At 68.9% G+C, this 20,601-nt stretch carries 19 protein-coding genes and 1 pseudogene; 8 read left to right on the forward strand and 12 right to left on the reverse strand.

The genetic code is table 11. The features are described 5' to 3' along the window. Positions 1–407: 407 nt before the first annotated feature. Positions 408–1,718, forward strand: a complete 1,311-nt coding sequence (locus ACYQ0U_RS19165) for an IS1380 family transposase (RefSeq protein WP_459975483.1) — start codon at positions 408–410, stop codon at positions 1,716–1,718. Positions 1,719–1,977: 259 nt separating this feature from the next. Here ACYQ0U_RS19165 and ACYQ0U_RS19170 read toward each other — a convergent pair whose 3' ends face one another. The 6 genes and pseudogenes from ACYQ0U_RS19170 to ACYQ0U_RS19195 form a co-directional block, all read right to left on the reverse strand. Beyond that, positions 1,978–4,671 (reverse strand): ABC transporter permease, encoded by a 2,694-nt coding sequence (locus ACYQ0U_RS19170; protein WP_459975484.1) that lies wholly within the window; start codon positions 4,669–4,671, stop codon positions 1,978–1,980. Next, positions 4,668–5,273: pseudogene (locus tag ACYQ0U_RS19175) on the reverse strand (ABC transporter ATP-binding protein); the annotation flags it as partial. The gene ACYQ0U_RS19170 and the pseudogene ACYQ0U_RS19175, both read right to left, overlap by 4 nt. A 137-nt stretch (positions 5,274–5,410) precedes the next feature. Further along, positions 5,411–6,172, reverse strand: a complete 762-nt coding sequence (locus ACYQ0U_RS19180) for an ABC transporter ATP-binding protein (RefSeq protein ID WP_459975485.1) — start codon at positions 6,170–6,172, stop codon at positions 5,411–5,413. Between the two features lie 4 nt (positions 6,173–6,176). Continuing rightward, positions 6,177–6,656 carry a hypothetical protein gene (locus ACYQ0U_RS19185; protein ID WP_459975486.1) on the reverse strand — a complete coding sequence of 160 codons (480 nt, stop codon included), beginning with the start codon at positions 6,654–6,656 and terminating at the stop codon, positions 6,177–6,179. A gap of 605 nt (positions 6,657–7,261) precedes the next feature. Further along, complete coding sequence (locus ACYQ0U_RS19190) at positions 7,262–8,089, reverse strand: metallophosphoesterase family protein (RefSeq protein ID WP_459975487.1); 828 nt, start codon at positions 8,087–8,089, stop codon at positions 7,262–7,264. Between the two features lie 157 nt (positions 8,090–8,246). Beyond that, complete coding sequence (locus tag ACYQ0U_RS19195; protein WP_459975488.1) at positions 8,247–8,642, reverse strand: hypothetical protein; 396 nt, start codon at positions 8,640–8,642, stop codon at positions 8,247–8,249. Between the two features lie 162 nt (positions 8,643–8,804). Between ACYQ0U_RS19195 and ACYQ0U_RS19200 the strand changes: the two genes are divergently transcribed. Next, positions 8,805–9,482 (forward strand): response regulator transcription factor, encoded by a 678-nt coding sequence (locus tag ACYQ0U_RS19200; protein WP_459975489.1) that lies wholly within the window; start codon positions 8,805–8,807, stop codon positions 9,480–9,482. A gap of 62 nt (positions 9,483–9,544) precedes the next feature. Next, positions 9,545–10,846: a sensor histidine kinase gene (locus ACYQ0U_RS19205; RefSeq protein WP_459975490.1), complete on the forward strand. Its 1,302-nt coding sequence runs from the start codon at positions 9,545–9,547 to the stop codon at positions 10,844–10,846. Between the two features lie 35 nt (positions 10,847–10,881). On the opposite strand, the gene ACYQ0U_RS19210 is transcribed toward ACYQ0U_RS19205, so the two are convergent. After that, complete coding sequence (locus ACYQ0U_RS19210) at positions 10,882–11,535, reverse strand: VTT domain-containing protein (protein ID WP_459975491.1); 654 nt, start codon at positions 11,533–11,535, stop codon at positions 10,882–10,884. Between the two features lie 106 nt (positions 11,536–11,641). On the opposite strand from ACYQ0U_RS19210, the gene ACYQ0U_RS19215 reads away from it, so the two are divergent. The 3 genes from ACYQ0U_RS19215 (at position 11,642) to ACYQ0U_RS19225 (ending at position 14,550) form a co-directional block, all read left to right on the forward strand. Further along, the gene (locus ACYQ0U_RS19215; protein WP_459975492.1) at positions 11,642–12,316 is read left to right on the forward strand and encodes a response regulator transcription factor; all 675 of its coding nucleotides are present in this window, start codon (positions 11,642–11,644) and stop codon (positions 12,314–12,316) included. Between the two features lie 221 nt (positions 12,317–12,537). Then, on the forward strand, positions 12,538–13,662 hold the full coding sequence (locus ACYQ0U_RS19220; RefSeq protein WP_459975493.1) for an ATP-binding protein: 1,125 nt from the start codon (positions 12,538–12,540) through the stop codon (positions 13,660–13,662). A gap of 72 nt (positions 13,663–13,734) precedes the next feature. After that, a complete protein-coding gene (locus ACYQ0U_RS19225; protein WP_459975494.1) occupies positions 13,735–14,550 on the forward strand; it encodes a COG4705 family protein in 816 nt (271 codons plus the stop codon). 212 nt (positions 14,551–14,762) lie between these two features. On the opposite strand, the gene ACYQ0U_RS19230 is transcribed toward ACYQ0U_RS19225, so the two are convergent. From ACYQ0U_RS19230 to ACYQ0U_RS19250, 5 genes are all read right to left on the reverse strand, one after another. After that, positions 14,763–15,017 (reverse strand): hypothetical protein, encoded by a 255-nt coding sequence (locus ACYQ0U_RS19230; RefSeq protein ID WP_459975495.1) that lies wholly within the window; start codon positions 15,015–15,017, stop codon positions 14,763–14,765. 66 nt (positions 15,018–15,083) lie between these two features. After that, the gene (locus ACYQ0U_RS19235; RefSeq protein WP_459975496.1) at positions 15,084–16,355 is read right to left on the reverse strand and encodes an MFS transporter; all 1,272 of its coding nucleotides are present in this window, start codon (positions 16,353–16,355) and stop codon (positions 15,084–15,086) included. Then, positions 16,352–17,083, reverse strand: coding sequence for a polysaccharide deacetylase family protein (locus ACYQ0U_RS19240; protein WP_459975497.1), 732 nt, complete (start codon positions 17,081–17,083; stop codon positions 16,352–16,354). The genes ACYQ0U_RS19235 and ACYQ0U_RS19240 overlap by 4 nt, the downstream gene beginning before the upstream one ends. Continuing rightward, on the reverse strand, positions 17,080–18,204 hold the full coding sequence (locus ACYQ0U_RS19245) for an MGDG synthase family glycosyltransferase (protein WP_459975498.1): 1,125 nt from the start codon (positions 18,202–18,204) through the stop codon (positions 17,080–17,082). Before ACYQ0U_RS19245 ends, ACYQ0U_RS19240 begins: the two co-directional genes overlap by 4 nt. 82 nt (positions 18,205–18,286) lie before the next feature. Continuing rightward, positions 18,287–18,952 carry a DedA family protein gene (locus tag ACYQ0U_RS19250; protein WP_459975499.1) on the reverse strand — a complete coding sequence of 222 codons (666 nt, stop codon included), beginning with the start codon at positions 18,950–18,952 and terminating at the stop codon, positions 18,287–18,289. Positions 18,953–19,238: 286 nt separating this feature from the next. Here ACYQ0U_RS19250 and ACYQ0U_RS19255 point away from each other — a divergent pair, with 286 nt between their 5' ends. Both ACYQ0U_RS19255 and ACYQ0U_RS19260 read left to right on the forward strand, forming a co-directional pair. Next, positions 19,239–19,862: a phosphatase PAP2 family protein gene (locus tag ACYQ0U_RS19255; RefSeq protein WP_459975500.1), complete on the forward strand. Its 624-nt coding sequence runs from the start codon at positions 19,239–19,241 to the stop codon at positions 19,860–19,862. Then, positions 19,862–20,575 (forward strand): DedA family protein, encoded by a 714-nt coding sequence (locus ACYQ0U_RS19260; protein WP_459975501.1) that lies wholly within the window; start codon positions 19,862–19,864, stop codon positions 20,573–20,575. The genes ACYQ0U_RS19255 and ACYQ0U_RS19260 overlap by 1 nt, the downstream gene beginning before the upstream one ends. Positions 20,576–20,601: the final 26 nt, after the last annotated feature.

A 20,601-nucleotide genomic window follows, 5' to 3' on the forward strand; every position in this document is an offset into this window, starting at 1 on the left:
CGAAAAACGACCCCTGACGCTGGAAGACGTTGGAAGGTGTCTTCGCAGGTCAGGGGCCATTTTCAGGCACCTAGCCGGTGGGCATCACCCACGCGTGGCTAAATGTCGTAGTACTGACTGACTGACCCATGCTGACCTGCGCAAACGTCGAGGGTGGCTGGCTGTTTGTACCGGGCTTGTAACAAGGTACCTCTTGTTGTGACGTCGAGGACACTGATGTGCGCGGCCTAGATTGATCTAGAGACGGGCAGGCTTCTAGGTGGCTTAGCCCGGATCCACCGCCGAACTGACGGCCTAGGGGCGTGCCGTGAACGTGCAGATGCCCTCTGAGGAGGGACGATGTGTCTTGCGACGGACAACATCAACCCGCACGAGAGGGCATCTGACAGGTGCGAGCATCTCATGACTTGAGCAGGGTCTCGGTGGGCTTCACCGAGAAGAATCTGGTGCCGAACGCCGGGCTGCTGCCGGCCGCGGCGCTGGCGGAGCGGATCGGGCTGGGCGAGCTGGTCGCCCAGCGGCTTCGGCTGGCCCAGCATGGCGCGAACAGCGGCGCGAAGGCGTTGACGGTGATCGGGTCGATGCTTGCCGATGGCGACAGTATCGACGACACGGCGGTGCTGCGGGCCGGGGCGGCCGGAGCGTTGTTCGACGACACGCGGGCGCCCTCGACGGTCGGGTCGTGGCTGCGGGCACACAAGTGGTCCAACGTGCGCCAGCTCGATGCGGTCAGCCGCGAGCTGCTGGCCCGATTGTGGTCCGCTGGCGCGGGCCCGGACGATCTGGCGGGTCCGTTGACGATCGATCTGGACTCCTCGATCGTCGAGGTCTACGGCCGGGCCAAGCAGGGTGCGGCGTTCGGCTACACCAAGGTCCGTGGCTACCACCCCCAGTTCGCGACGTGTGCGCAGACCGGGATGGTGCTGTTCAGCCGGCTCCGCGGCGGGTCGGCCGGCGCCGCTCGGGGTGCGAAGAGCTTCCTGACCGAGACCGTCAGCCGGGTCCGCGACGCCGGCGCCACCGGGCAGCTCACCGTCCGCGCCGACAGCGCCTTCTACAGCCGCGCCGTACTCGGCACCGCGGTCAAGCTCGGCGTGGACTTCTCGGTGACCGCCCGACAGGACAAGAAGATCCGGGCCGCGATCGAGGCCATCGACGAAGACGCGTGGACCCCGATCCCGTACTGGCTCTCGACCCCGGAGGTCTCCGGCGCCGACGTCGCCGAGACCCGCTACACCGCGTTCGCCGCCACCGAGCCGGTCGAGGTGCGGCTGGTCGTGCGCCGCGTCCGCCCCACCCCGGGCAGCCAGCTGGCGCTGTTCACCACCTGGGACTACCACGCCTTCGCCACCAACCGCTCCGGCGACCTCGTGGAGGTCGAAGCCGACCACCGACGGCACGCGGTCGTGGAGCAGCGCATCGCCGAGCTCAAGAGCGCCGGCCTGGCCCACCTGCCGTCGGGGAAGTTCATGGCCAACGCCGCCTGGCTGGCCCTGGCCGTGATGGCCCACAACCTCGGCCGCGCCGTCGGACGTCTCGCCGGCGCCGACTTGGAGAAGGCCACCACCAGCACCCTGCAACGAGTGGTCTTCACCGTGCCCGGCCGCCTCGTGCACAGCGGCCGACGGCGACATCTACGACTACCGGAGTCCTGGCCATGGGCGACCGCCATCGAACGAGCGCTCCTCAACATCGCGGCGATCCCTCTGGCCTGTTGACCTTCCGCCCCGCACCTACGTCCAGGACCTCGGAGAAGCCGGCAGACCGGCAGTTCCCGCACGCCCGGAACCGACATCAGCGCTGAGGGTCCTCGATCGAGCCGACCCCACCGTCCTCACCGACTCACACGGTGGATCCGGGCTTAGATCCTGGCGGCGAAGTCAAGATGTCACCGATTCCTGTGCAGCATGCCCTTCAGGTGTCACTGCCAGCCAAAGGCCCTGGTTCGTGCAGTTGGCGCTGCTCAGGCCGCCCTATTCAATCTCGGTCGCGTAGGTCGGCGACGGTGGCGCTGGTGGTGAGCCGGGAGGCAGCCGCGGTGGCTGCAGCGACGGCGGCGAGGGCCGCGATCGCGATGATTGTCAGGTAGTCCCAGGGAATCGCCAGTGCGGCGGGCGGGGGGTCGAAGACTCCGGAGAGCACCTTGACGAGCATGTGGCTCATCGCCCAGCCGATGAGTGCGCCGGCGCCCAGCCCGAGGGTGCTGGTGAGGGCGGCTTCGCTGACGGCGAGGTTGACCAGTTGTCGGCGTCGGGCGCCGAGGACGGAGGCGATCGCGAAGGTGCGGCGGCGTTCGGCGAGTTGGAGTCCGGTGACGAGTGCTGCCGCGGCCAAGACGAGGATGGCTGCGAGGGCGAGCTCGACGCGGGTGAGGCCGCGAAGGTCGACGGCGGTGAGGCTGGACCCGATCAGTCCCCGGGTCTGGGTGATGTCGGTGACCACCGCGGTGGTTCCTAGGTCGTTGCCGGCCACGCTGGCGACGGCACGTTCCTGGCCCGGGGTGGTGTCGAGGAGAAACGTACCGGTGGTCGGGTCGTGGGTCTGCTCGGCGACGTAGGCGGCGTTGGCCACCAGGAAGCTGTCCTTGGGGGCGGTGGGGAACTCGTTGGCGACGCCGACGTAGGTGAACTCGATCGGCTGAAGCTTGCCCGTTGAGGCGTCGCGGAGACGCAGGTTGAGGTGGTCCCCGAGGCTGAGGTTGAAGTCGGTGACGGTCTCGGCGCTGACCAGCACCCCGGAGGGGGTGTCGTGCAGCCGGGTGAGGATCTGGCTGGCGGTCCCGCCTTGGAAGTAGGCGTCCTGCAGGGTGGTGACGGTGGGCAGGGTCGTGGTGTTGATGCCGTAGAGATCTTGCAGGTCGTTGCCGACGTAGGCGAAGCGGTGCTGCATCTGCTCAACATGTCGGACGCCGGGGATGGCTGCGAGCTGCTCAGAGGTCGCCTGTTCCGCGGTGGGATCGGCGGCGGATCCTGAGGTGGGGAGGACGACTTGGACGTCAGCGCCGTTGGTGAGCTGGGCGTCGACCTCCGCCTGTTGCGCGTAGGTGCTGTTGAAGGTGGCCGCGGAGATCGCGAACGCGACCGCGAGCGCGAGCAGGGTGGAGGCCCGGGCGATGACGGCACGGTTGCGGACGATGCCGGCGACGACGGTCGAGGTGGTCCGGCGGTTGATCGGCGCCAGAACCGTGCTCAGTGGTCGTCGCCCGTGGCGGAGCAGGAGGGAACTGCCGTCTCGGGTGATCAGGTAGGCGCCGATCCACAGCAGTGCGGGTGCGGCGAAGGCCCAGTAGCTGATCGACAGCTTCGGCACGCCCTCGGGGGCGAGCACGAGTGCGTACTTGTTGCGTGAGGTAGCCCAGAACACCAGCGCGGAGACGAGGAGAAGGGCCAGCGCGACCCCGAGACCGACGAACCTGGTGGATCCGCCGGCACGGTCGTGCGTTCGTCGGCTCTCGGCGACGGTGAGGGTGCGCAGGTCCCGGGCGGCGGGCAAGAGGTAGGACGCTTGGGCGGTGAGGAGGCCGACGGCGCCGATGATCAGCAACCAAACGAGACCTGCGGTTGCGGTTGCTCCGAAGGTGAGGCTGTTCAGGGTGACCCTGCCGGCGAGCATGGCTGCGCCGACTCCGGTGAGCGTGCCGAGGATCCCGACGGCGGCGGCTTCGGCCGCAGCCAGGCTCAGCACGGTGCGGCGTCGCGCTCCTCGCAGCCGCAGCAGGGCGAGCTCACCGCGGCGACGCTCGCTGCCGGAACCGACCACGACGGCGGTCAGCAAGCCGGCGAGCACTGCTGCGGGGGCGCCGAGGAAGAGGAAGAGGATCTGGGAGTACGCCGCGTCCTCGCGGGCTGCGTCGAGCGCGGCGCCGAGGTTGTTGCCGATCTTCACCGAGCCGGAGAGGTCGGCTTCGAGGTTGTTGGCGTCGGCGAGTGTCGCGGCGTACGCCGCTGCGGGGTCGGCGGGGAGCCGATCGGTGAGGGAGACGTGGAGCTGCGTCTTCCGGGTGACACCCGAGGAGGCGGCCAGCTGTTGGGCGAGGGTGTCGGGCATCAGCACCACGTTGTCCGGTGGCGCCAGGGGTTGGGACTGGGGCGGGGCTCCGACCTTCTGGAACAGCGAGTCGGCCTGGGGGAGCTCGACGATCCCGGCGACGGTGACCGTGGCGGGCTTGTCGCCCCACAGCACGGTGAGGTCCTGCCCGGGCTGCACGTGCAGGTTCGCGGCGGTCTGCTGGGCCAGCATGACGCCGTTGTCGGCACCTACCAGCGTCCGGACGGCAGCAGGGAAGTCGCGGGTGTACGTGGCGGGGAGGCCCAGGACGGCCGCCTTCCCCGTCACCTGGCGGGTACCGCCCGTGGTCGCTTCGAGGCCGCGGGCGGCGTAGAACTGGACGGGATCGACGGCGGCCACGCCACCGCGGGCGGTCAGGGTGTCCGTGACGCGGCCGACGTCGGCGGGGTTGTCGAGGGCGACCTGCCAGTCCACGGCGACGCTGCTGGCGGCTCGGTCGGTCATCGTGGCGCGTGAGGCGCTGATGAACATCGCCAGGAACGCCAGGGTGGTGACGGTCAGGGCGACGCCGACGGTCGCGGCGAGGAACCGGCCGCGTCGGCGCCGTGTGGTTCCTGAGACCCAGGCGAATTGTTCCCGCATTCCCTGCAGCAGGGTGCTCATCGTGATTCCTCGGCGTGGTCGTGGGTCTGTTCGCGGTCCTGTTCGGGGCTGAGGCGGCCGTCCGCGATCGGCCAGACCGTCGCGAGCCGTTCGGCGATGCGGGGGTCGTGGGTGGCGAGCAGCAGGGGTGCGCCCAGCTGGTCGGCGGCGCGGAGCAGTAGGTCGGTGACGACCAGAGCGTGGTCGAGGTCGAGGCGACCGGTGGGCTCGTCGGCGCAGATCAACCGTGGTCTGCTCGCCAGGACGCGTGCGACGGCGACGCGTTGGGCCTGGCCGCCGGAGATCTCTTCGGGCAGGGCCCTGGCCAGACCGCCGAGGTCGAGGTCGTGCAGGGCCGCGCGGGCGAGATCGCGGGCCTCAGCGGGGGACATGGTCCCGTGCAGCAGCAGCGGCAGCTCGACGTTCTCCACAACGGTCAGCGACGGCACGAGGCTCGGCGCCTGGAATACCACCCCGATTTGCTGCCGCAGCGGGACGGTCTGGTCGAGGCCGGGCCAGGTGATCGCTCCGGTGGTCGGTGTCACGAGGCCGGCGACCAGGTGCAGCAGCGTCGACTTGCCCGAGCCTGACGGCCCGCGGACCGCGACCGTGTCGCCGGCGCGGAGGCGACCGGTGGCACCGATCAGGGCGTGTACGGGTGCTTCGGATCGGCCGTAGGTCACCGAGGCCTCGTGGGTCTTGACGACCGTTCCCGGCGGGGTCGACGTCGGTCGCCCGGCAGCACTTCCCAGGGTGGTGGTCATGACCCGAGGACCTGTCCGTCGTTCAGGCGCACGATTCGGTCCGCCCCGGCGGCGACAGCTTCGCTGTGGCTGGCCACGATCACCGCCACTCCGGCCGACGCGACTGCCCGCAGCCGGCTGATCAGGGCAGCCTCGGTGTCGGCGTCGAGTTCGCCGGTCGGCTCATCGGCGACGAGCACGAGCGGCGCGCCGGCGAGGGCGACGGCCAGGGCCGCTCGAGCAGACTCGCCTCCCGAGAGCTCCTCGGGCCAGGCCTCCAACCGGTCCCCGATCCCGAGCCGCTGCGCGGTCGCCGCCCACGGCGCCGGGACGTCTTTGTCGTGGCCGTTGTGCCGGTTCGCGCGGGCTTCGCTTCGGCCGCTGTCGGCGAGGTGCGCGGCGAGCCGCAGGTTGTCGCGGATGCGTAGGTGGCTGATCAGGTTGCCCGACTGTGCCATCACTCCGACGTATTGCGAACGGATCCTGTCGCGGTCACGCTGCGAACGGTGGTTGATCCGCTCTCCGGCGATGCGGACGGTCCCACCCGAGGGTTCGTCCATCCCGGTGATGCACGCCAGCAAGGTCGACTTGCCCGACCCCGACGGCCCGGTGACCACCACGAACTCGCCGGCCTCGACGCGCAGGCTGACACCCCGCAGCGCAAGGGTCTCCTCCTCCCCGGACCGGAAGAAGCGGTAGACGTTCTCCGCCGCCACCGCGGGTGTGTGGGGCTCGGGTCCGGTGACCGGGGTAGCGGGCCGCGAGGTCGTGGTGGTCACAGGGTCACTTCCAGCTCAGCGAGTCGCTGACCAGGCGCCACGGGTCGACGTTGTCGGCCCCCTGCGGTCCCGACAGGGTGAGGACTGCCTCGACGCCGTCCTTGACGTAGACGTACCGCTCGAACGCGTCGGTCACGGTCTTGCCGGTGACGTCGTTCTTGGGGCCGTCGGCCTCGTAGGTCGCCAGGATCGCGGTGGTGCCGGCCCTGTCGACGCTGGACACCTCGCCGCCGGAGAAGTTGCTCAGTGAGCTCTGCAGCTGCGGTAGGTCCGTGTTCTTGACGGTGTCCTGGGTCGGCTGGCTGCTGGCGTCCATCACCTCCAGTTGGATGGTGTTGAGCTTGTCGGTGAAGCTCACCCCGTTCGCGGTGTCCGACTGTGCCCACCCTTCGGGGACCTTGATCGTTACTCGCCCCGAGGTGTCGGTGTAGTCGACGAACACCTGGTCATCGGGAATGTCGCCAGGCGGGCTGTACTCCTTCACCGTCGCCGAGCCTGACTCTGAGCCGGAGCCTGGGTTGGACGACGAGCCGCCGCACCCGGCCAGCAGAGCGGCGAGTGCGAGAGCCACCCCGGCGATCACGACAGCCGAGCGGCGTCGCCGCTTTCGGGCTCGCGTTGATGAGTGGACATCGGTGGTGCACTCGGGCAGCGGGTTCATGGACGGGACCTCCAGCGTCGGTCGACCTCGGTCGTGGAACGGACAAGCCCATCGTGCGGAGCCACCGCTGTGGGGACGCTGAGAGGACCTCGGGCTCACAGCGTCCTCTCAGCGCGAGTCAGCGGCGCTCGGCTCGGACGCGCAATCTCGGCGCAACGGCCAGCCTTGCGGCTCGACCTTCGACGCAAGGTGAGGAAGCCTGCGTCGTGCGGCGAGGAGAATCCGATGCAGCTTCGCCGTCCGTGGCGCTGACGTGGGCCTGATGCGGCATCACCGACCCGTGTTCGTCATCACACGCCATCGGTCAAACGCCATGGAGGCATCCCGGCCCAGGGATCCCGGCCGTCCAGGTGCCCGGAGCGGCAGTCGCTGGCTCCTGTGGCATAGCCGTACTCGTCCTCGCGCCTGCCGTGCTTGGCGTCGGACGGTCATCGGTGCAGCGTGAACTCGTCGAGAAGGCCCCCGTTCTGGTCGATCGCCCGGCCGGTCAGAGTAGTGGGCGAGGCGACCAGGTCGAGGAAGTGGCGCACTGACGCGCTCACCTGGGTGAAGTCCTGGCGGCCGGTAGGCCGCAGGGTGCCCGCGCCCCCGGAGACGACGTAGGTGACCCCGTTGATCTTCTTGGAGCGCTGATAGTCGTGGTCGTGGCCGGCGAGCACCAGCGGCACGGCGTAGTGCTCGAAAAGCGGGACCCACGCCTGCTGGATCGACTCATCGGAGCCGTGGTAGCCGGCCGAGTAGGCGGGTTTGTGCATGGCGACGATCGTCCACGCCGCCTCGCTGGGTGCCGCGAGGGTGTCCTCGAGCCAGGCGAGTTGGTCGGGGTCGTCGACCTGCTCGGTGTCGAGGACGACCACCCGCACGATTCCGATGGTCTCGGTGTACCAGGACGTGGAGCGTCCGAGCTGATCCAGGATCTGCTCCTCTTCGTCGCTCATGTAGTCGTGGTTGCCCAGCACGGGCAGCAGGCGGGCACCCCGCTGGGTCAGGGGGGCGAAGACGCCGCTGATCCGCGTCGGCACCTGTGCGGCGTCGCCCTCGGGGTAGATGAGGTCGCCGAGCAGCACCAGGGCGTCGTATCGGTAGCTGTCGTCCTGGGCGAGCATCTGCTGGACCGTTGCCTCGATGGCGCTGCCCGCTCCTGTGCCGGTGTCGCCGGCGAAGGCCAGCCGTGTTGCTGGCTCCTGCTGCAGGCTCGGTGCTGGTCGCGATGCGCGATCAGTGGTGGGCTCACCGGAGGGGCCGCACGCGACCACCGTGGCAAGCAGCAGAAGTGTCGCGATGAGAGCGCGTACTGGGCTGTGTCGTCGTGACGCGGGGGAGGGGCCCCACCGCTTCTCGCGGCGGGACCCCTCGTGTTGCCGACGTGACTCGACTATGTCGACCTTCTGTCGATCTCGGGGGTGTGATCGCTCAGTTGGTCTCGCCGGTCTCGTCGGCGTCCTGGTGGCCGGGCTCGTTGGGGTTGGCGTCGGGGCCCTGGTCGGGTCCGTCGTTGGCCTCCTCGGCGCCCTCGGTGCCCTCGGCCTCGCCGGACTCGTCGGCGTCCTGGTGGCCGGGCTCGTTGGGGTTGGCGTCCGGGCCCTGGTCGGCGCCGTCGTTGGCCTCCTCGGCGCCCTCCTGGCCCTCGACCTCGGTCGCGTCGTTGGCCTCGCCGTCACCGTCGGACTTCTGGACCTGGCTCGGGGCGGGCCCGGTGTTGCCGGAGTCGGCGTTCGCTGTGGCCAGGCCCCCGATGCCGAGGCCACCGACGATCGCGGCGGCCGCGATGACAGCGGCGTTGCGCCGGAACGGGCTGGTGGTCTTCATGATGGTTGCCTCCTGGGGGTTCGGGCCGCCTTGGTGGCGACCTCGATGAATCCAGAGTGCGTGAGATGCGCTGTGACGACGCTGAGAGCCGCTGAGAGCCGTCCTCAGCGTCTTCACAATCGCGATCACGCAGACTGAGGCGACGGATCGAGGAGGTGTGGTGTGCGGGTGTTGATGGTGGAGGACGAGGTACGGCTGGCCGAGACGGTCAGCCGCGGTTTGCGCTCCGAGGGCTTTGTAGTCGACACGGTCCACGACGGTGCCGAGGGCCTCGCCGAAGCCCAGCTGCGTGACTACGACGTAATCGTGCTGGACATCATGCTCCCCTCGATGAACGGCTACGACGTGTGCCGCGAGCTGCGGCGGGCGGGGGTGTGGGTGCCGATCCTGATGCTGACCGCCAAGGACGGCGAGTACGACGAGGCTGACGCGTTCGACCTGGGCGCCGACGACTACCTGACCAAACCGTTCTCGTTCGTGGTCCTCGTGGCACGATTGCGTGCGCTCGTGCGCCGCGGCGCCCCGGAACGTCCCTCGGTGCTCACCGCTGGTGACCTCACACTCGACCCGGCGACCCGCGTCGTCCGCCGGGGCGGCACCGACATCACGTTGACCCCGCGCGAGTTCGGGCTGCTGCAGTTCCTGATGCGTCACCCCGGCGAGGTGTTGTCCAAGACCGAGATCGTGCAGAGCGTGTGGGACATGAACTACGACGGTGACGAGAACGTCGTGGAGGTCTACGTCGGTTACCTCCGGCGCAAGATCGACCAGCCCTTCGGTACCACCACGATCCAGACCATGCGAGGTGCCGGCTACCGGCTCGTGGGAGGCGCGGCGTGAAGCCGTGGATGATCCGCACACGCAGTGTGCGCGTACGCGCGACCGCGGCCGCCACTGTTGTCGTGGCCCTCTTCCTCGCGGGAGGCGCGGTCGGGTTCGCCTTGCTCCAGCGTCAACAGCTGGAGAACGCCGTGGCCGACGCCGCGCGACAGCAGGCCGACGACCTCGCCCGGCAGATCGTCGCGGCGACGCCTTCTGGTGCCCTCAGCACGGGTGAGGGCGACCAGTCGTTGGTGCAGATCGTCGACGCGCAGGGGCACGTCATCGCCGCCAGCCCGTCAGTCGACGGTGAGCAGCCCATCCTCGCGGCCAAGCCCGATGTCGGGACCACCCAGACACGCGTGACCAGCACGCTGCCCATCGGCGAAGGGAGCGACTTCGTCGTGGTCGCGCGGGGCGCACGCACCCCGGACGGACCGGTGACCATCCTGGTGGCCGAGAGTCTGGAGCTGGTCAGCGAGTCGACCGCCATCGTCGTCGGTCTGCTCCTGGTCGGCTACCCGCTGGTCCTGCTCGCGGTGGCGGGTACGTCGTACTGGCTGGTCGGCCGCGCGCTCGCGCCGGTCGAACGGATCCGCAGTCACGTTGCCGGCATTCACGGGACATCGAGGGCCACCGACCGGGTCCCCGTCCCGGACACCCACGACGAGATCAGCCGACTCGCCGAGACGATGAACCGCATGCTCGACCGTCTCGACGCCGCAAGCGCGAGCCAACGCCAGTTCGTCGCCGACGCCTCCCACGAGCTGCGCAGCCCCCTGGCCACCATCAGGGCCGTCCACGAGATCGCTGCCCTGCACCCAGAGGCCCAGGAATGGGATCAGGCCGGGCAGGAGGTCCTCAGCGAGCTGGACCGCGTCGACCGGCTCGTCGCCGACATGCTCCTACTCGCCCGAGCCGACGAGCGCGGCATCCCGCTCACCTTCGAAGAGGTCGACCTCGACGACATCCTCCACCGGGAAGCCGACCGACTACGACGCGTGCACAGGCTCGACGTCACCCTGCATGCACCCCCGGTCCGCGCGGTTGCTGACCGCCATCAGCTCGCCCGCGCGGTACGCAACCTCACCGACAACGCAGCACGCCACTGCCACTCCCGGATCGAGCTGCGCCTCACCGAGGCCGACGACTCGGCCACCATCGAGGTCATCGACGACGGCCCCGGTATCCCACCGGACGACCGCGATCGTGTTTTCGACCGGTTCGTGCGCCTGGACCAGAGTCGGGCCCGAACCCAGGGCGGCACCGGCCTCGGACTCCCAATCGCCCGCGAGATCGCTCAGTCCCTCGGGGGAACCCTCAAGCTGGTCGACAGTGACACAGGCGCCCGGTTCGCACTGACGATCCCGGCGACCCCGCGTTGACCTCGACCCTCTGGATCGCGCCCCCACCCCTCAGCTCAGGCGGCGTGCTCCAGGCTCGCCACACCCAGGTTTGCCTCAGGCACGCGGCGCGCCGCGCTTCGGTGCCGAAACAACGCGACGGTCGCAGGGGCCAGGGACAGGGCGACCAAGCCGACGGTGACGAGGTCGATGTGCTGGGCGACCAGCGGAACACCGCCGAACAGGCTTCCAGCCGTGAGCATCAGCGACGCCCACACGGTCGCCCCCATAAGGTTGAACCCCACGAAAGGGCGGCGGTCCATGCGACCCACACCGGCCAGCACCGGTGTCAGGGTCCTGGCAAACGGAACGAACCGCGCGAGGATCACCGCTCGACATCCATGGCGGGCAAAGAACGCCTCCGCGCGAAAGATGTGGTCACGAGTGAGGAATCGCCTCGGACGGTCCAGCACCCGCCGACCGGCGCGCCGACCGATCGCGTAGCCGAGCTGGTCGCCCAGGAAGGCCGCGATCGCTACGACCCCGATGACCACGAGGAGCGGGGCGTGCAGGACACCGGCTGCGGTCATCACGCCCGCGGCGAACAGCAAGGAGTCACCGGGCAGGAAGAAGCCGGCCAGGATGCCGGTCTCGGCGAACACGGTGAGCGCGAGCACGACCAAGGCCCAGGGGCCGGCCGAAGCGAGAATGGCGACGAGTGCAGCAGTCATGGGGTCCTCCATCAGGTGGTCACCCCAGGATGGTCGGCGAACCTGTCAGTGGCCTGACAGAGTTCGAAGGAGCCGGAAGCGGCCACCGGATGGAAGGAACGGCGCGATGAGAGTTCTCGTCGTCGAGGACGAAGTGCCGCTGGCGACGGCATTGGCCGAAGGGCTGCGAGGGGAGGGCCATTCCGTGGACGTGGCATCCGACGGCGCCGAGGGCCTGTGGCTCACGGAGGAGAACGACTACGACGTCATCGTCCTCGACCTGATGCTTCCGGTCCTGGACGGCTTCGAGGTGTGTCGCCGACTGCGCTCGGCGCGCAACTGGACGCCCGTGCTCATGCTCACGGCGCGTGACGCAGACCCTGACATGGTCGATGGGCTGGACGCCGGCGCTGACGATTACGTCACCAAACCCTTCAGCTTCGACGTGCTCCTGGCCCGTCTCCGGTCTCTGGCCCGGCGCAACGTGGTCGAAAGGCCGCCGGTCCTCGCCGTGGCCGACCTGCACCTGGATCCCGCCACCCGCGAGGTACGGCGCGACGGTCACGTCCTCGCCACCACGGCTCGGGAGTTCTCGATCCTCGAACACCTGATGCGCAACCGCAACCTGGTCGTCAGCAAGCAACAGCTCCTCGGAGCTGTGTGGGGATTCGACTTCGAGGGCGACCCCAACATCGTCGAGGTCTACGTCGGCCGGTTGCGACGCAAGGTCGACGCGCCGTTCGCGACGCCGTGCATCGAGACCGTCCGCGGCAGCGGCTACCGGATCCGCGACTCCTCATGAGAAGCGCCATCTCCCGCGACCCCACAAGGCGAGCCCGGGTCCGGGTCCGGGTCACCACGGCGGCGACCACCGTCGCGCTGATCGGTGCCGTCATCGGCTCAGTCGTGTTCGTCGGAGGGCTGCAGGAGAGTCTGGAGCAAGCGCTCATCACTGCGGGGACACAGCAAGCCGGGACCGTCGACGCGCAGCTTCGCTCGGGCGCGGCACCTGACGATGCCGTGGTGTCGGCCAAGCAAGACCTGATCGTCCAGATCATCACCGCCGACGGCCGCATCGTGGCCACCAACCACCCCGAGGTCACGACCGCACTCCAGACCGCCGCCGGTGACGTCGAGGGTGTGTCCGCCAGCCCCCTGGTCGACACCTATGCGGTGCACACGCGTGCCAGCACCCGCGACAGACTGGTCGTGGTGGGTGTCTCCGAGGAGCAGCAACAGCGCGCTGTGCGCATCGCTACCGAGTTCCTCGCGATCTCCGTCCCTGTGGGGATCGCCTTGGTCGGAGTCGTCGTGTGGCTCGCCATCGGCCGGGCGCTGCGCCCGGTCGAACGCATGCGCGAGGAGGCGGAGACCATCACCTCCGAGCACCTGCACCGACGCCTACCCGTGCCCGCCGGGGACGACGAGATCCCGCGGCTGGCCGAGACCCTCAACCAGATGCTCGACGGCATCGACGCCGCCCATCAGGCGCAACGCCGCTTCGTCGCGGACGCCTCCCACGAGTTGCGATCGCCGCTGGCGAACCTGCGGCAGACCGCCGAGACCGCCCAGCGGCAACCCACGTCGACCTCGGTCCCGGAGCTGGCCTCTCGGGTCATGGTCGAGGAAGAGCGCATGGAAGCCCTCGTCGAGGCCCTGCTGACGCTCGCGCGGGTCGAGAACAGCTCGGCATCGCGTAGCCAGCTCGTCGACCTGGACGACCTCGTGCTCGACGAAGTAGGGCGGTGTCGTACAAGAGACTCAACCAGCATCGACATCAGCGCCGTCAGTGCGGGTCAGGTCCTCGGCGACCCCGTGCTGCTGGGCCAGGTGGTGTCCAACCTGCTGGCCAATGCCGAGCGTCACGCCGCCTCGATGATTACGGTCTCGCTGCACGAGGACGTCTCTCACGTCGTCCTCGCCGTCGAGGACGACGGGACTGGCGTCCCGAGTCCCGACCGCGACCGCATCTTCGAGCGGTTCGCCCGGCTCGACGAAGCCAGGGCCAGGGACGCCGGGGGTTCCGGGCTCGGCCTCGCGATCGTGAAGACCGTGGTCGAAGCACACGGCGGGATGGCCAGGGTCGAGGAGAGCGCTGACGGCGGTGCTTGCTTCGTGGTCAGGCTTCCACGAGCGCCCGAGTCCTGACAGGGACGAAGACTTCGTTGCATCTGACGGCTTGTCAGCCAGATGTCAGAAAACCCGGTCAGCGTACGGCGCATGACCACCACAACCAGTACCGCCGCCCGGCGCCACGACGCGCGGGCCATGCTCAACAAGGTCCCAGAGGTCACGCTGTACTTCTGGCTGATCAAGATCCTCTGCACTACGGTCGGAGAAACCGCCGCCGACTACCTCAACGGCACCCTGGGCTTCGGACTCACCGCCACCTCGGCGATCATGACCGGCCTCCTCGCCGTCGCGCTCACCGCGCAGTTCCGAGCGCGCCGCTACATCCCCTCGATCTACTGGATCTCCGTGGTCCTGATCTCCGTGGTCGGCACCCTCATCACCGACAACCTCACCGACAACCTCGGTGTCTCTCTCTTCGTCTCCACGGGCGTCTTTGCTGCCGCACTGGCCGCAACCTTCGGGATCTGGTACGCCCGCGAGCGCACCCTGTCCATCCACACCATCTCCACCACCCCGCGTGAGGCCTTCTACTGGCTCGCCGTGCTGCTCACCTTCGCCCTCGGCACCGCTGCCGGCGACCTCTTCGCCGAGAAGCTCGCCTTCGGCTACGGCCCGTCGGTGCTGATCTTCGGAGGCATGATTGGCGCCATCACGGTCGCGTGGAAGAAGCTCGGTCTCAACGCCGTCACTGCTTTCTGGGCCGCCTACATCCTGACCCGACCCCTCGGTGCTTCCATCGGCGACTTCACCAGCCAGCCCACCAGCAACGGTGGACTCAGTCTCGGCACCACCGGCACCAGCCTCATCTTCCTCACCGCGATCCTCGGTCTCGTCAGCTACCTGACGATCACCAAGGTCGACCGCACCGAAAACCGAGAGGAGGCAGCGCTGGAGGCGGCTTGACCCCACCTGGGCGGCCCGCACCCACTAAACTAAACGGGTGCGGGCCGCCCTGCCCGGATCTGAGCGGGGCGAAGAGTTGAGCCTCCGCGGTGGCAACTGATCGGGATGAACACGCTGGCACACACCTTCCTTTCGGAGGCTCCCCGACGCACCTGCCGCCGCCCTCCGCGCGTTCTCGCGAGCACCGGCGAAGTTGGGTCATGACGAATCTCTCAAATATCCACAGCGTTCTCGTAGACACCACTCGCGGCCAACGCCGACGCCAACGACGGTGCGCGGATCGCGACCGAGTCGAAACCCGAGCTCGCTCCCGGTATCCGCGGCATGTATGCCAGCGGATGGCGCAGCGCGGCGGCGAGTTGTTCGTGGGTGAGCTGGATCTGGACGCCTTCGTTCGAAGGCCCCCGGGAGGAGGCGACGAGGGTGACCAGGGCGCCGGCGATGCGCGTGGGCACGGACTTGAACACGGCGCCGACGATCCAAAACGGGTAGCGCCCATCCGGGTCGCCCGCTGCGCCTGCGCTCCACAGATCTCAGGTCGGTTCTGCGGCGGCGGTCCGCGTGGTGTTCCAGAGGAGAAGCAGTGCGAGACCCTGGAGGAGTGCAATTGTGATGGCCAAGCCACCCCTGTTGTGCTCGACGAGGGCGCCGGCCAGCGCGCCGCCGGTAAGGGCTCCGAGTCCCTGTACGGCGGCGAAGACGCCGTAGGCGGTGGCTCGACGCGGAGCGGGAACGAGGTCGGCAACGTAGGCCTTGACCGTCGAGTCCTGGATACCCGTGGCGATCCCCCACGCAACGATGCCGACAAGCACCAGCCACAGTTCGGTGGCGAAGACGCAGAAGGGCACGATCGCGACGAGCACGGGGACGATCATGAGGATGCGGCCACCTCGGCGGTCGAAGAGATGGCCGGTGCCGAGCGCGGCCAGGGCCTCGACCGCCATCGCGAGGGCGTACACGAGTGGGACCGCTGCCAGGGTGACGAGACCCTCTTGGACGAACCGGAAGGAGATGACACCGAAGGTCATGAGGCCTGCGGTCGTCATGGCTGCGGACGCGGCGAAGAGATGGAACGTGCGAGGCAGGTCACTGCCGACCACGGCCCTACCGAGTTCTGCGATCGGGCTTGGTGCGGGTGAGGGGCCAGGGCGTTCGTCGTGCCCGGGTTCGGTCACGATAGGTGCACGGCGGCGCAGTTGGGCCAGGAGCAGGAGCGCGAACGCACCGGGGATGGCCAGGACTGCGAAGCCTGGCCATAGGACACCGGTGAGGGCTGCGATTCTGGCGAGGAGCAGCGGGCCGGAGAAGGCGCCGATCTGGTCGAGGGCCTTATGGGCGGCGAATCCCTTGCCGCGGCCGGTGGCAGTGGCCATCCGTGCGAGCAGGGCCGACTTCGCTGGGCTCCGGACGGCTTTTCCGGTGCGTTCGAGCAGGATCAGGGTTGCCGCGACGGCGAGGCCGGCGCTTCCGATGAACGGCGTGATCGCGAGGAGGGGAACGCAGACGGCTGTCATGGCATACCCGAGGACGGTTAGCCGCCAGTGGTTGTGGCTGCGGTCGGCCCAGACGCCGGTCGCCAGCCGGAGCACGAGGGCGATGCCTTCGCCAGCGCCGGTGACCAGGCCGACGGTGAGCGCGGAGGCGCCGAGAGTGCCGAGGAGGGGTCCGGCCATGGCGCGCATGCCTTCGTAGACCATGTCGGCTGCGAGGCTGACGAGGCCGAAGGCGATGACCGCCCGCCAGGGCGTCCAGGTCCCGGACGTGGCATCGGGTGCTGCGCCGCGGCTGGGGGATGTCTGCGTCACGTGGACCGATTCTGACAGGTGCCGGTGCTCCAGTGGTCGCGGAGCGGACCCACGCTCGCGGTGGACAGGGGGCCGGCCAGGAGCTGAGCAGTCGCGGCCAGGGTTCGTCGCCAGTCGCCGCGGGGGGCGTGGAGGTCGGTGTCGTGGAGCAGAATGGTGCCGCCAGGATCCAGTGTGCGCTGGACCGTTGCGGCGATCCGGGCGGATGTCATGGACCGCTCCCATTCGCGGCCCCATGCGGTCCAGAGCACGGGTGTCAGGCCAAGGGTGCGGCACGCGTGCAGAGATGCGGTGCTGAGCACGCCGTATGGAGGGCGGTACCAGGTGAGCGCCGTCCCGGTGATGTCTTCGACCGCCTGCCGTGCGTCTCGGAGCTCCCGAGCGAGCCGGGTAGGAGGCGTCGCGAGGACGCATCGGTGCGTCCAGCCGTGGACGGCAAGTTCATGTCCTTCCGCGCTGATCTGGCGAACCAGGGCGTGGTTGTCGACAGCTTGGGACCCGAGCACGAAGAAGGTGGCAGTCCGCTGGTGCTCGGCGAGCAACTCGAGGAACGCGGGGGTGCTGACCGGGTCTGGGCCGTCGTCGAAGGTGAGCGCGACGTGGGCTGTGGTTGAGGCTCCGGACAGGCGTGGCCAGGCGTGTCGCCGCAACGGGCCGATCGCAGTCAGCGCGGGGCCTGCCGCGACTGTGAGCGCCCCGACGCCCAGCGCGGCCGCTCGTCGACTCATGCGGCAATGATGGCCGGCGCGAGCCTGGTGATCAGGTCGAGGACCTGGGGTGCGTCGACCGGGAGCCGGCTGTGTCGCGGAGCCGTCATAGCGAGCGTGAGCAGGCGGGCGAGGTCATCTGAGGTGCGGGCCCACGGGATAAGCCCAGCTGTCTCCAGGTTGATCGAGTTCGCGACACCGTGGCCGGGCAATGGGCGGTAGGTCAAGACGGGCGAACCGGAGGCCAGTGCCTCCAGGGAGGTGAACCCGCCCGCGTTCTGCACGATGCAGTCGCTAGCTGCCATGAGTGCAGGGACGTCATCGCGCCATCCGAGCGCGACAACCCCGGGGATCTTGGAGAGCCGGTCACGCAGCCGAGTGTCGGTGCCGCACAGCACCACCGGCGTCATCTGCCCATCGTTGACGAGGTCGCGGGCGGTTTCCTCCAGTTCCCCCATGCCAAGTGAGCCGCCGGTGACCAGAGCCCACGGCCCCACAAATTCGCCGACTAGTGGCTGTTCGCCGTTCTCGGTGCCGGAAACACCAGGTGCGCTGTCCGGAAGGAGCGGCCGGACCACTTCGGTTGCTCCGCCCCAGTGACGTGCCTCGGCCGCTGCGACGTCGTGGATGGCGAGATTGAGGTCAATGCCGGGGTGGATCCACAGTGAGTGGACGGAGGTGTCGGTGAGGTAGGTAATCGCGGGCGCGGCGAGCTGGCCGGACAAGCGAGCGTGCCCGAGGGTCTGGGCGCCGAACGGGTGGGTGGTGACGACGAGGTCGCAACCACGGGTGGCCTCAACAACCGGGGCAGCGGCGAACGCGAGCAGCCGTGTCACCAGTCGATGCGCTACACGGCCCGGCTCGAGCAGCTTCAAGGTCGTTCCCCAGGAGTTGGGCCGACGCCGCAGTTGGGCGTAGTACGCCCTGCGAAGAACCGGCCCGAGCCTGCATGGCAACAGCGTCACGATGTCGTGGATCTCGACCTCACAGCCCAAGGCGGTGAGGACGCGTGCGAGCTCCCGGGCAGCAGAGTTGTGGCCCGCGCCGTAACTGCCGGTGATCACGGCGATACGGGGTGCTGCAGCCCCCGGCGAGAGAGTGAGCAGCGGCACTGCCGCGGCAGGAGCTGTCTGTGTGGTCATGTCGGCGAGGATGACTGCCGTCGGGTGAAGCCCCCATGAAGGCGAGGCGGGGACTCGTCGCCGGCGGTCCGCGACGCAAGCCTCAAGCCTGGGTTTGGCGGCGGCGTCGCCACCAGTGGTAGCCGGCCGGGGCGGCCGAGAAGGCCAGGATCGCGAGGATTGCGTAGTCGACGTTGTCCTTCAGCGACGGAACTGTGTTGCCGAGGAAGTACCCGAGCAGGGTGATGGTGGCGACCCAGAACATCGCCCCCGCGCCGCTCCAGATCAGGAACCGGCGTCGCTCCATCCGACCCACGCCGGCCACCAGCGTGACGTAGGTGCGGACGAAGGGGACGAAGCGCCCGAGCAGGATGGCGCGGTTGCCGTGGCGCTCGAAGAACGCCTGCGTCTTGTCCAGGTGGCGGCGCCTCAAGAAGCGGCTGTCGCGCTGGTAGAGCCGCGGCCCGGCCAGGCGTCCGATCTCATAACCTGCGACGTTGCCGAGGAAGGCTGCGAGGGAGAACAGGGAGAGCGCGAGAGCCAGCCCGACGCCATTGTCGTCGGAGATCACAGAGAGGTCACCGGTGGCGACAAAGAGGCCCAGTGCGAACAGCAGTGTGTCTCCGGGCAGAAACGGGAACAGCAGCCCGCACTCAACGAAGATCATCAGCAAGCTCACCCAGACCAGACTCTGACCGAACTGCTGCAGCAGCCAGTCCGGACTCATCCAGTTCACGCCCAGCAGCAACGGGATGACGAGACGCGTCATCCGCCGGCGCCGCGATCCCGTCGGGCCGCACGGCCAAAGATCGCGGCAGTGGGCGCGCTCGGCGTCGTCGCCAGTCGCTGCGCGCCGCGACGACACGCCGCTGATCCCCTTCGTGCCCTCGGAAGGTGGGTGACCTCACTCATGGTCGACAGCGTGACGGCGCCCCGTGAAGGAGACGTGAAGGTCGCAGTTGCGCCCGGCATTGGCTTCATGGCTGCTTCATGCGGCTGTGCCTACGGTTCGACCGGATGCAGGCCGCTGGGTCTGCGGGACGGAGGACGAACTCGTGAGCGCGAGCACTGGATCGGTGGTGTGGGCTCAGGTCCAGGAAGACTGGTTCGAGGCAGTCAATCGCCTGGCACGCGTCACGCCGTGGCTGCACATCCCGGCACGGCTGTACGCCGAGTACGGCGTGGGAATGTTCGCCGCTCTGCTCCTGCTGTCTTGGTGGCTGGTACGCCGCGACGGGGATCTGCGGCGGGTCACCGCTGCCTTGTGGGCTCCGATCGGCGCACTTTTAGCTCTGGGCGTCAACCAGTTCCTCGTCGCCGCCGTGGCCGAACCCAGGCCCTACACGGTGCTCCCGCACGCGCTGGTACTGGGCTCGCGCAGCAGCGACTACTCCTTCCCGAGTGACCACGCCGTCATGGCCGGGGCGGTCGCGGCTGGTGTGCTGCTCGCGCATCGTCGCCTCGGCATGGTCACGGCCGGACTTGCGCTCGCGATGGCCTTTACGCGCGTCTACATCGGCGCGCACTTCCCGCTCGACGTCGCGGCGGGGCTGCTCGTCGGTGCAGTCGTGGCGGTGGGCTCCTACCTTGTTGCTCGACCTCTCGTTTTGTGGTTGGTGGAGCTGTTGGCACGCACGCCGGTGAGAGCGCTGCTGACCGCATCCCCGAGGGCTGCGTGATGACCGGCCTGATCGAGCATCTGCTGGCGACTCCGGCATGGCTGGCGCTGCTGGTGGTGTTCGCGCTGCCGGCCCTGGAGTCCTCGGCCTTCCTGGGCTTCATCTTCCCCGGAGAGATGGCGGTGCTCCTGGGTGGCGTGGTGGCCAGCCAGGGCCATGTGCCGCTGGCCGCAGTGATGGCTGCCGGTGTCACTGGCGCGGTCGCGGGTGACGCGATCGGCTACCTGGTGGGTCGCCGCTGGGGGCGGCGGATTCTGGACTCCACGCTGGGGCGCTTCGTCAACGCCGAGCATCTTGATCGCGCCGAAGGCGCCTTGTCCCGGCGCGGCGGCTGGGCGGTCTTCTTGGGCCGGTTCACCGTCGCATTGCGGGTGATGATCCCCGGACTGGCGGGGATGGCGCGGATGCCGTACCGGCGCTTCGCGATCGCGAACGTCACCGGCGGCGCCTTGTGGGGCGCAGCGATGGTCCTCGCCGGCTACCTCGCCGGGAACAGCTGGCACACCGTCGACCACTACATCTCGGTCGTGGGCATCGGAGTCACGCTCGGGGTAATTGGGATGCTCTTGACCGCACGAGCGATCCGCCGTCGCCGGGCGCGCGTCGGTGAGAGCACCGCGGCTGGTGCGGTCGGTGACGCGGATGGCGGCGACGCGTCCGCGATCGAAGCAGCGTCCTCGACCCTCGTCAACGACGTCGCGCAACCGGCTTAACCGCCCCTTCATCCACGGTTTCCTAC

The sequence above is a fragment of the Nocardioides pyridinolyticus genome, assembly GCF_054653575.1.

What these genes read in the sequence shown, in the direction of transcription:
- ACYQ0U_RS19170 (WP_459975484.1), bottom strand. Translation starts at nt 4,671, where the DNA reads ATGAGCACCCTGCTGCAGGGAATGCGGGAACAATTCGCCTGGGTCTCA.
- ACYQ0U_RS19195 (WP_459975488.1), bottom strand. Translation starts at nt 8,642, where the DNA reads ATGAAGACCACCAGCCCGTTCCGGCGCAACGCCGCTGTCATCGCGGCC.
- ACYQ0U_RS19210 (WP_459975491.1), bottom strand. Translation starts at nt 11,535, where the DNA reads ATGACTGCTGCACTCGTCGCCATTCTCGCTTCGGCCGGCCCCTGGGCC.
- ACYQ0U_RS19215 (WP_459975492.1), top strand. Translation starts at nt 11,642, where the DNA reads ATGAGAGTTCTCGTCGTCGAGGACGAAGTGCCGCTGGCGACGGCATTG.
- ACYQ0U_RS19225 (WP_459975494.1), top strand. Translation starts at nt 13,735, where the DNA reads ATGACCACCACAACCAGTACCGCCGCCCGGCGCCACGACGCGCGGGCC.
- ACYQ0U_RS19240 (WP_459975497.1), bottom strand. Translation starts at nt 17,083, where the DNA reads ATGAGTCGACGAGCGGCCGCGCTGGGCGTCGGGGCGCTCACAGTCGCG.
- ACYQ0U_RS19245 (WP_459975498.1), bottom strand. Translation starts at nt 18,204, where the DNA reads ATGACCACACAGACAGCTCCTGCCGCGGCAGTGCCGCTGCTCACTCTC.
- ACYQ0U_RS19250 (WP_459975499.1), bottom strand. Translation starts at nt 18,952, where the DNA reads ATGACGCGTCTCGTCATCCCGTTGCTGCTGGGCGTGAACTGGATGAGT.
- ACYQ0U_RS19260 (WP_459975501.1), top strand. Translation starts at nt 19,862, where the DNA reads ATGACCGGCCTGATCGAGCATCTGCTGGCGACTCCGGCATGGCTGGCG.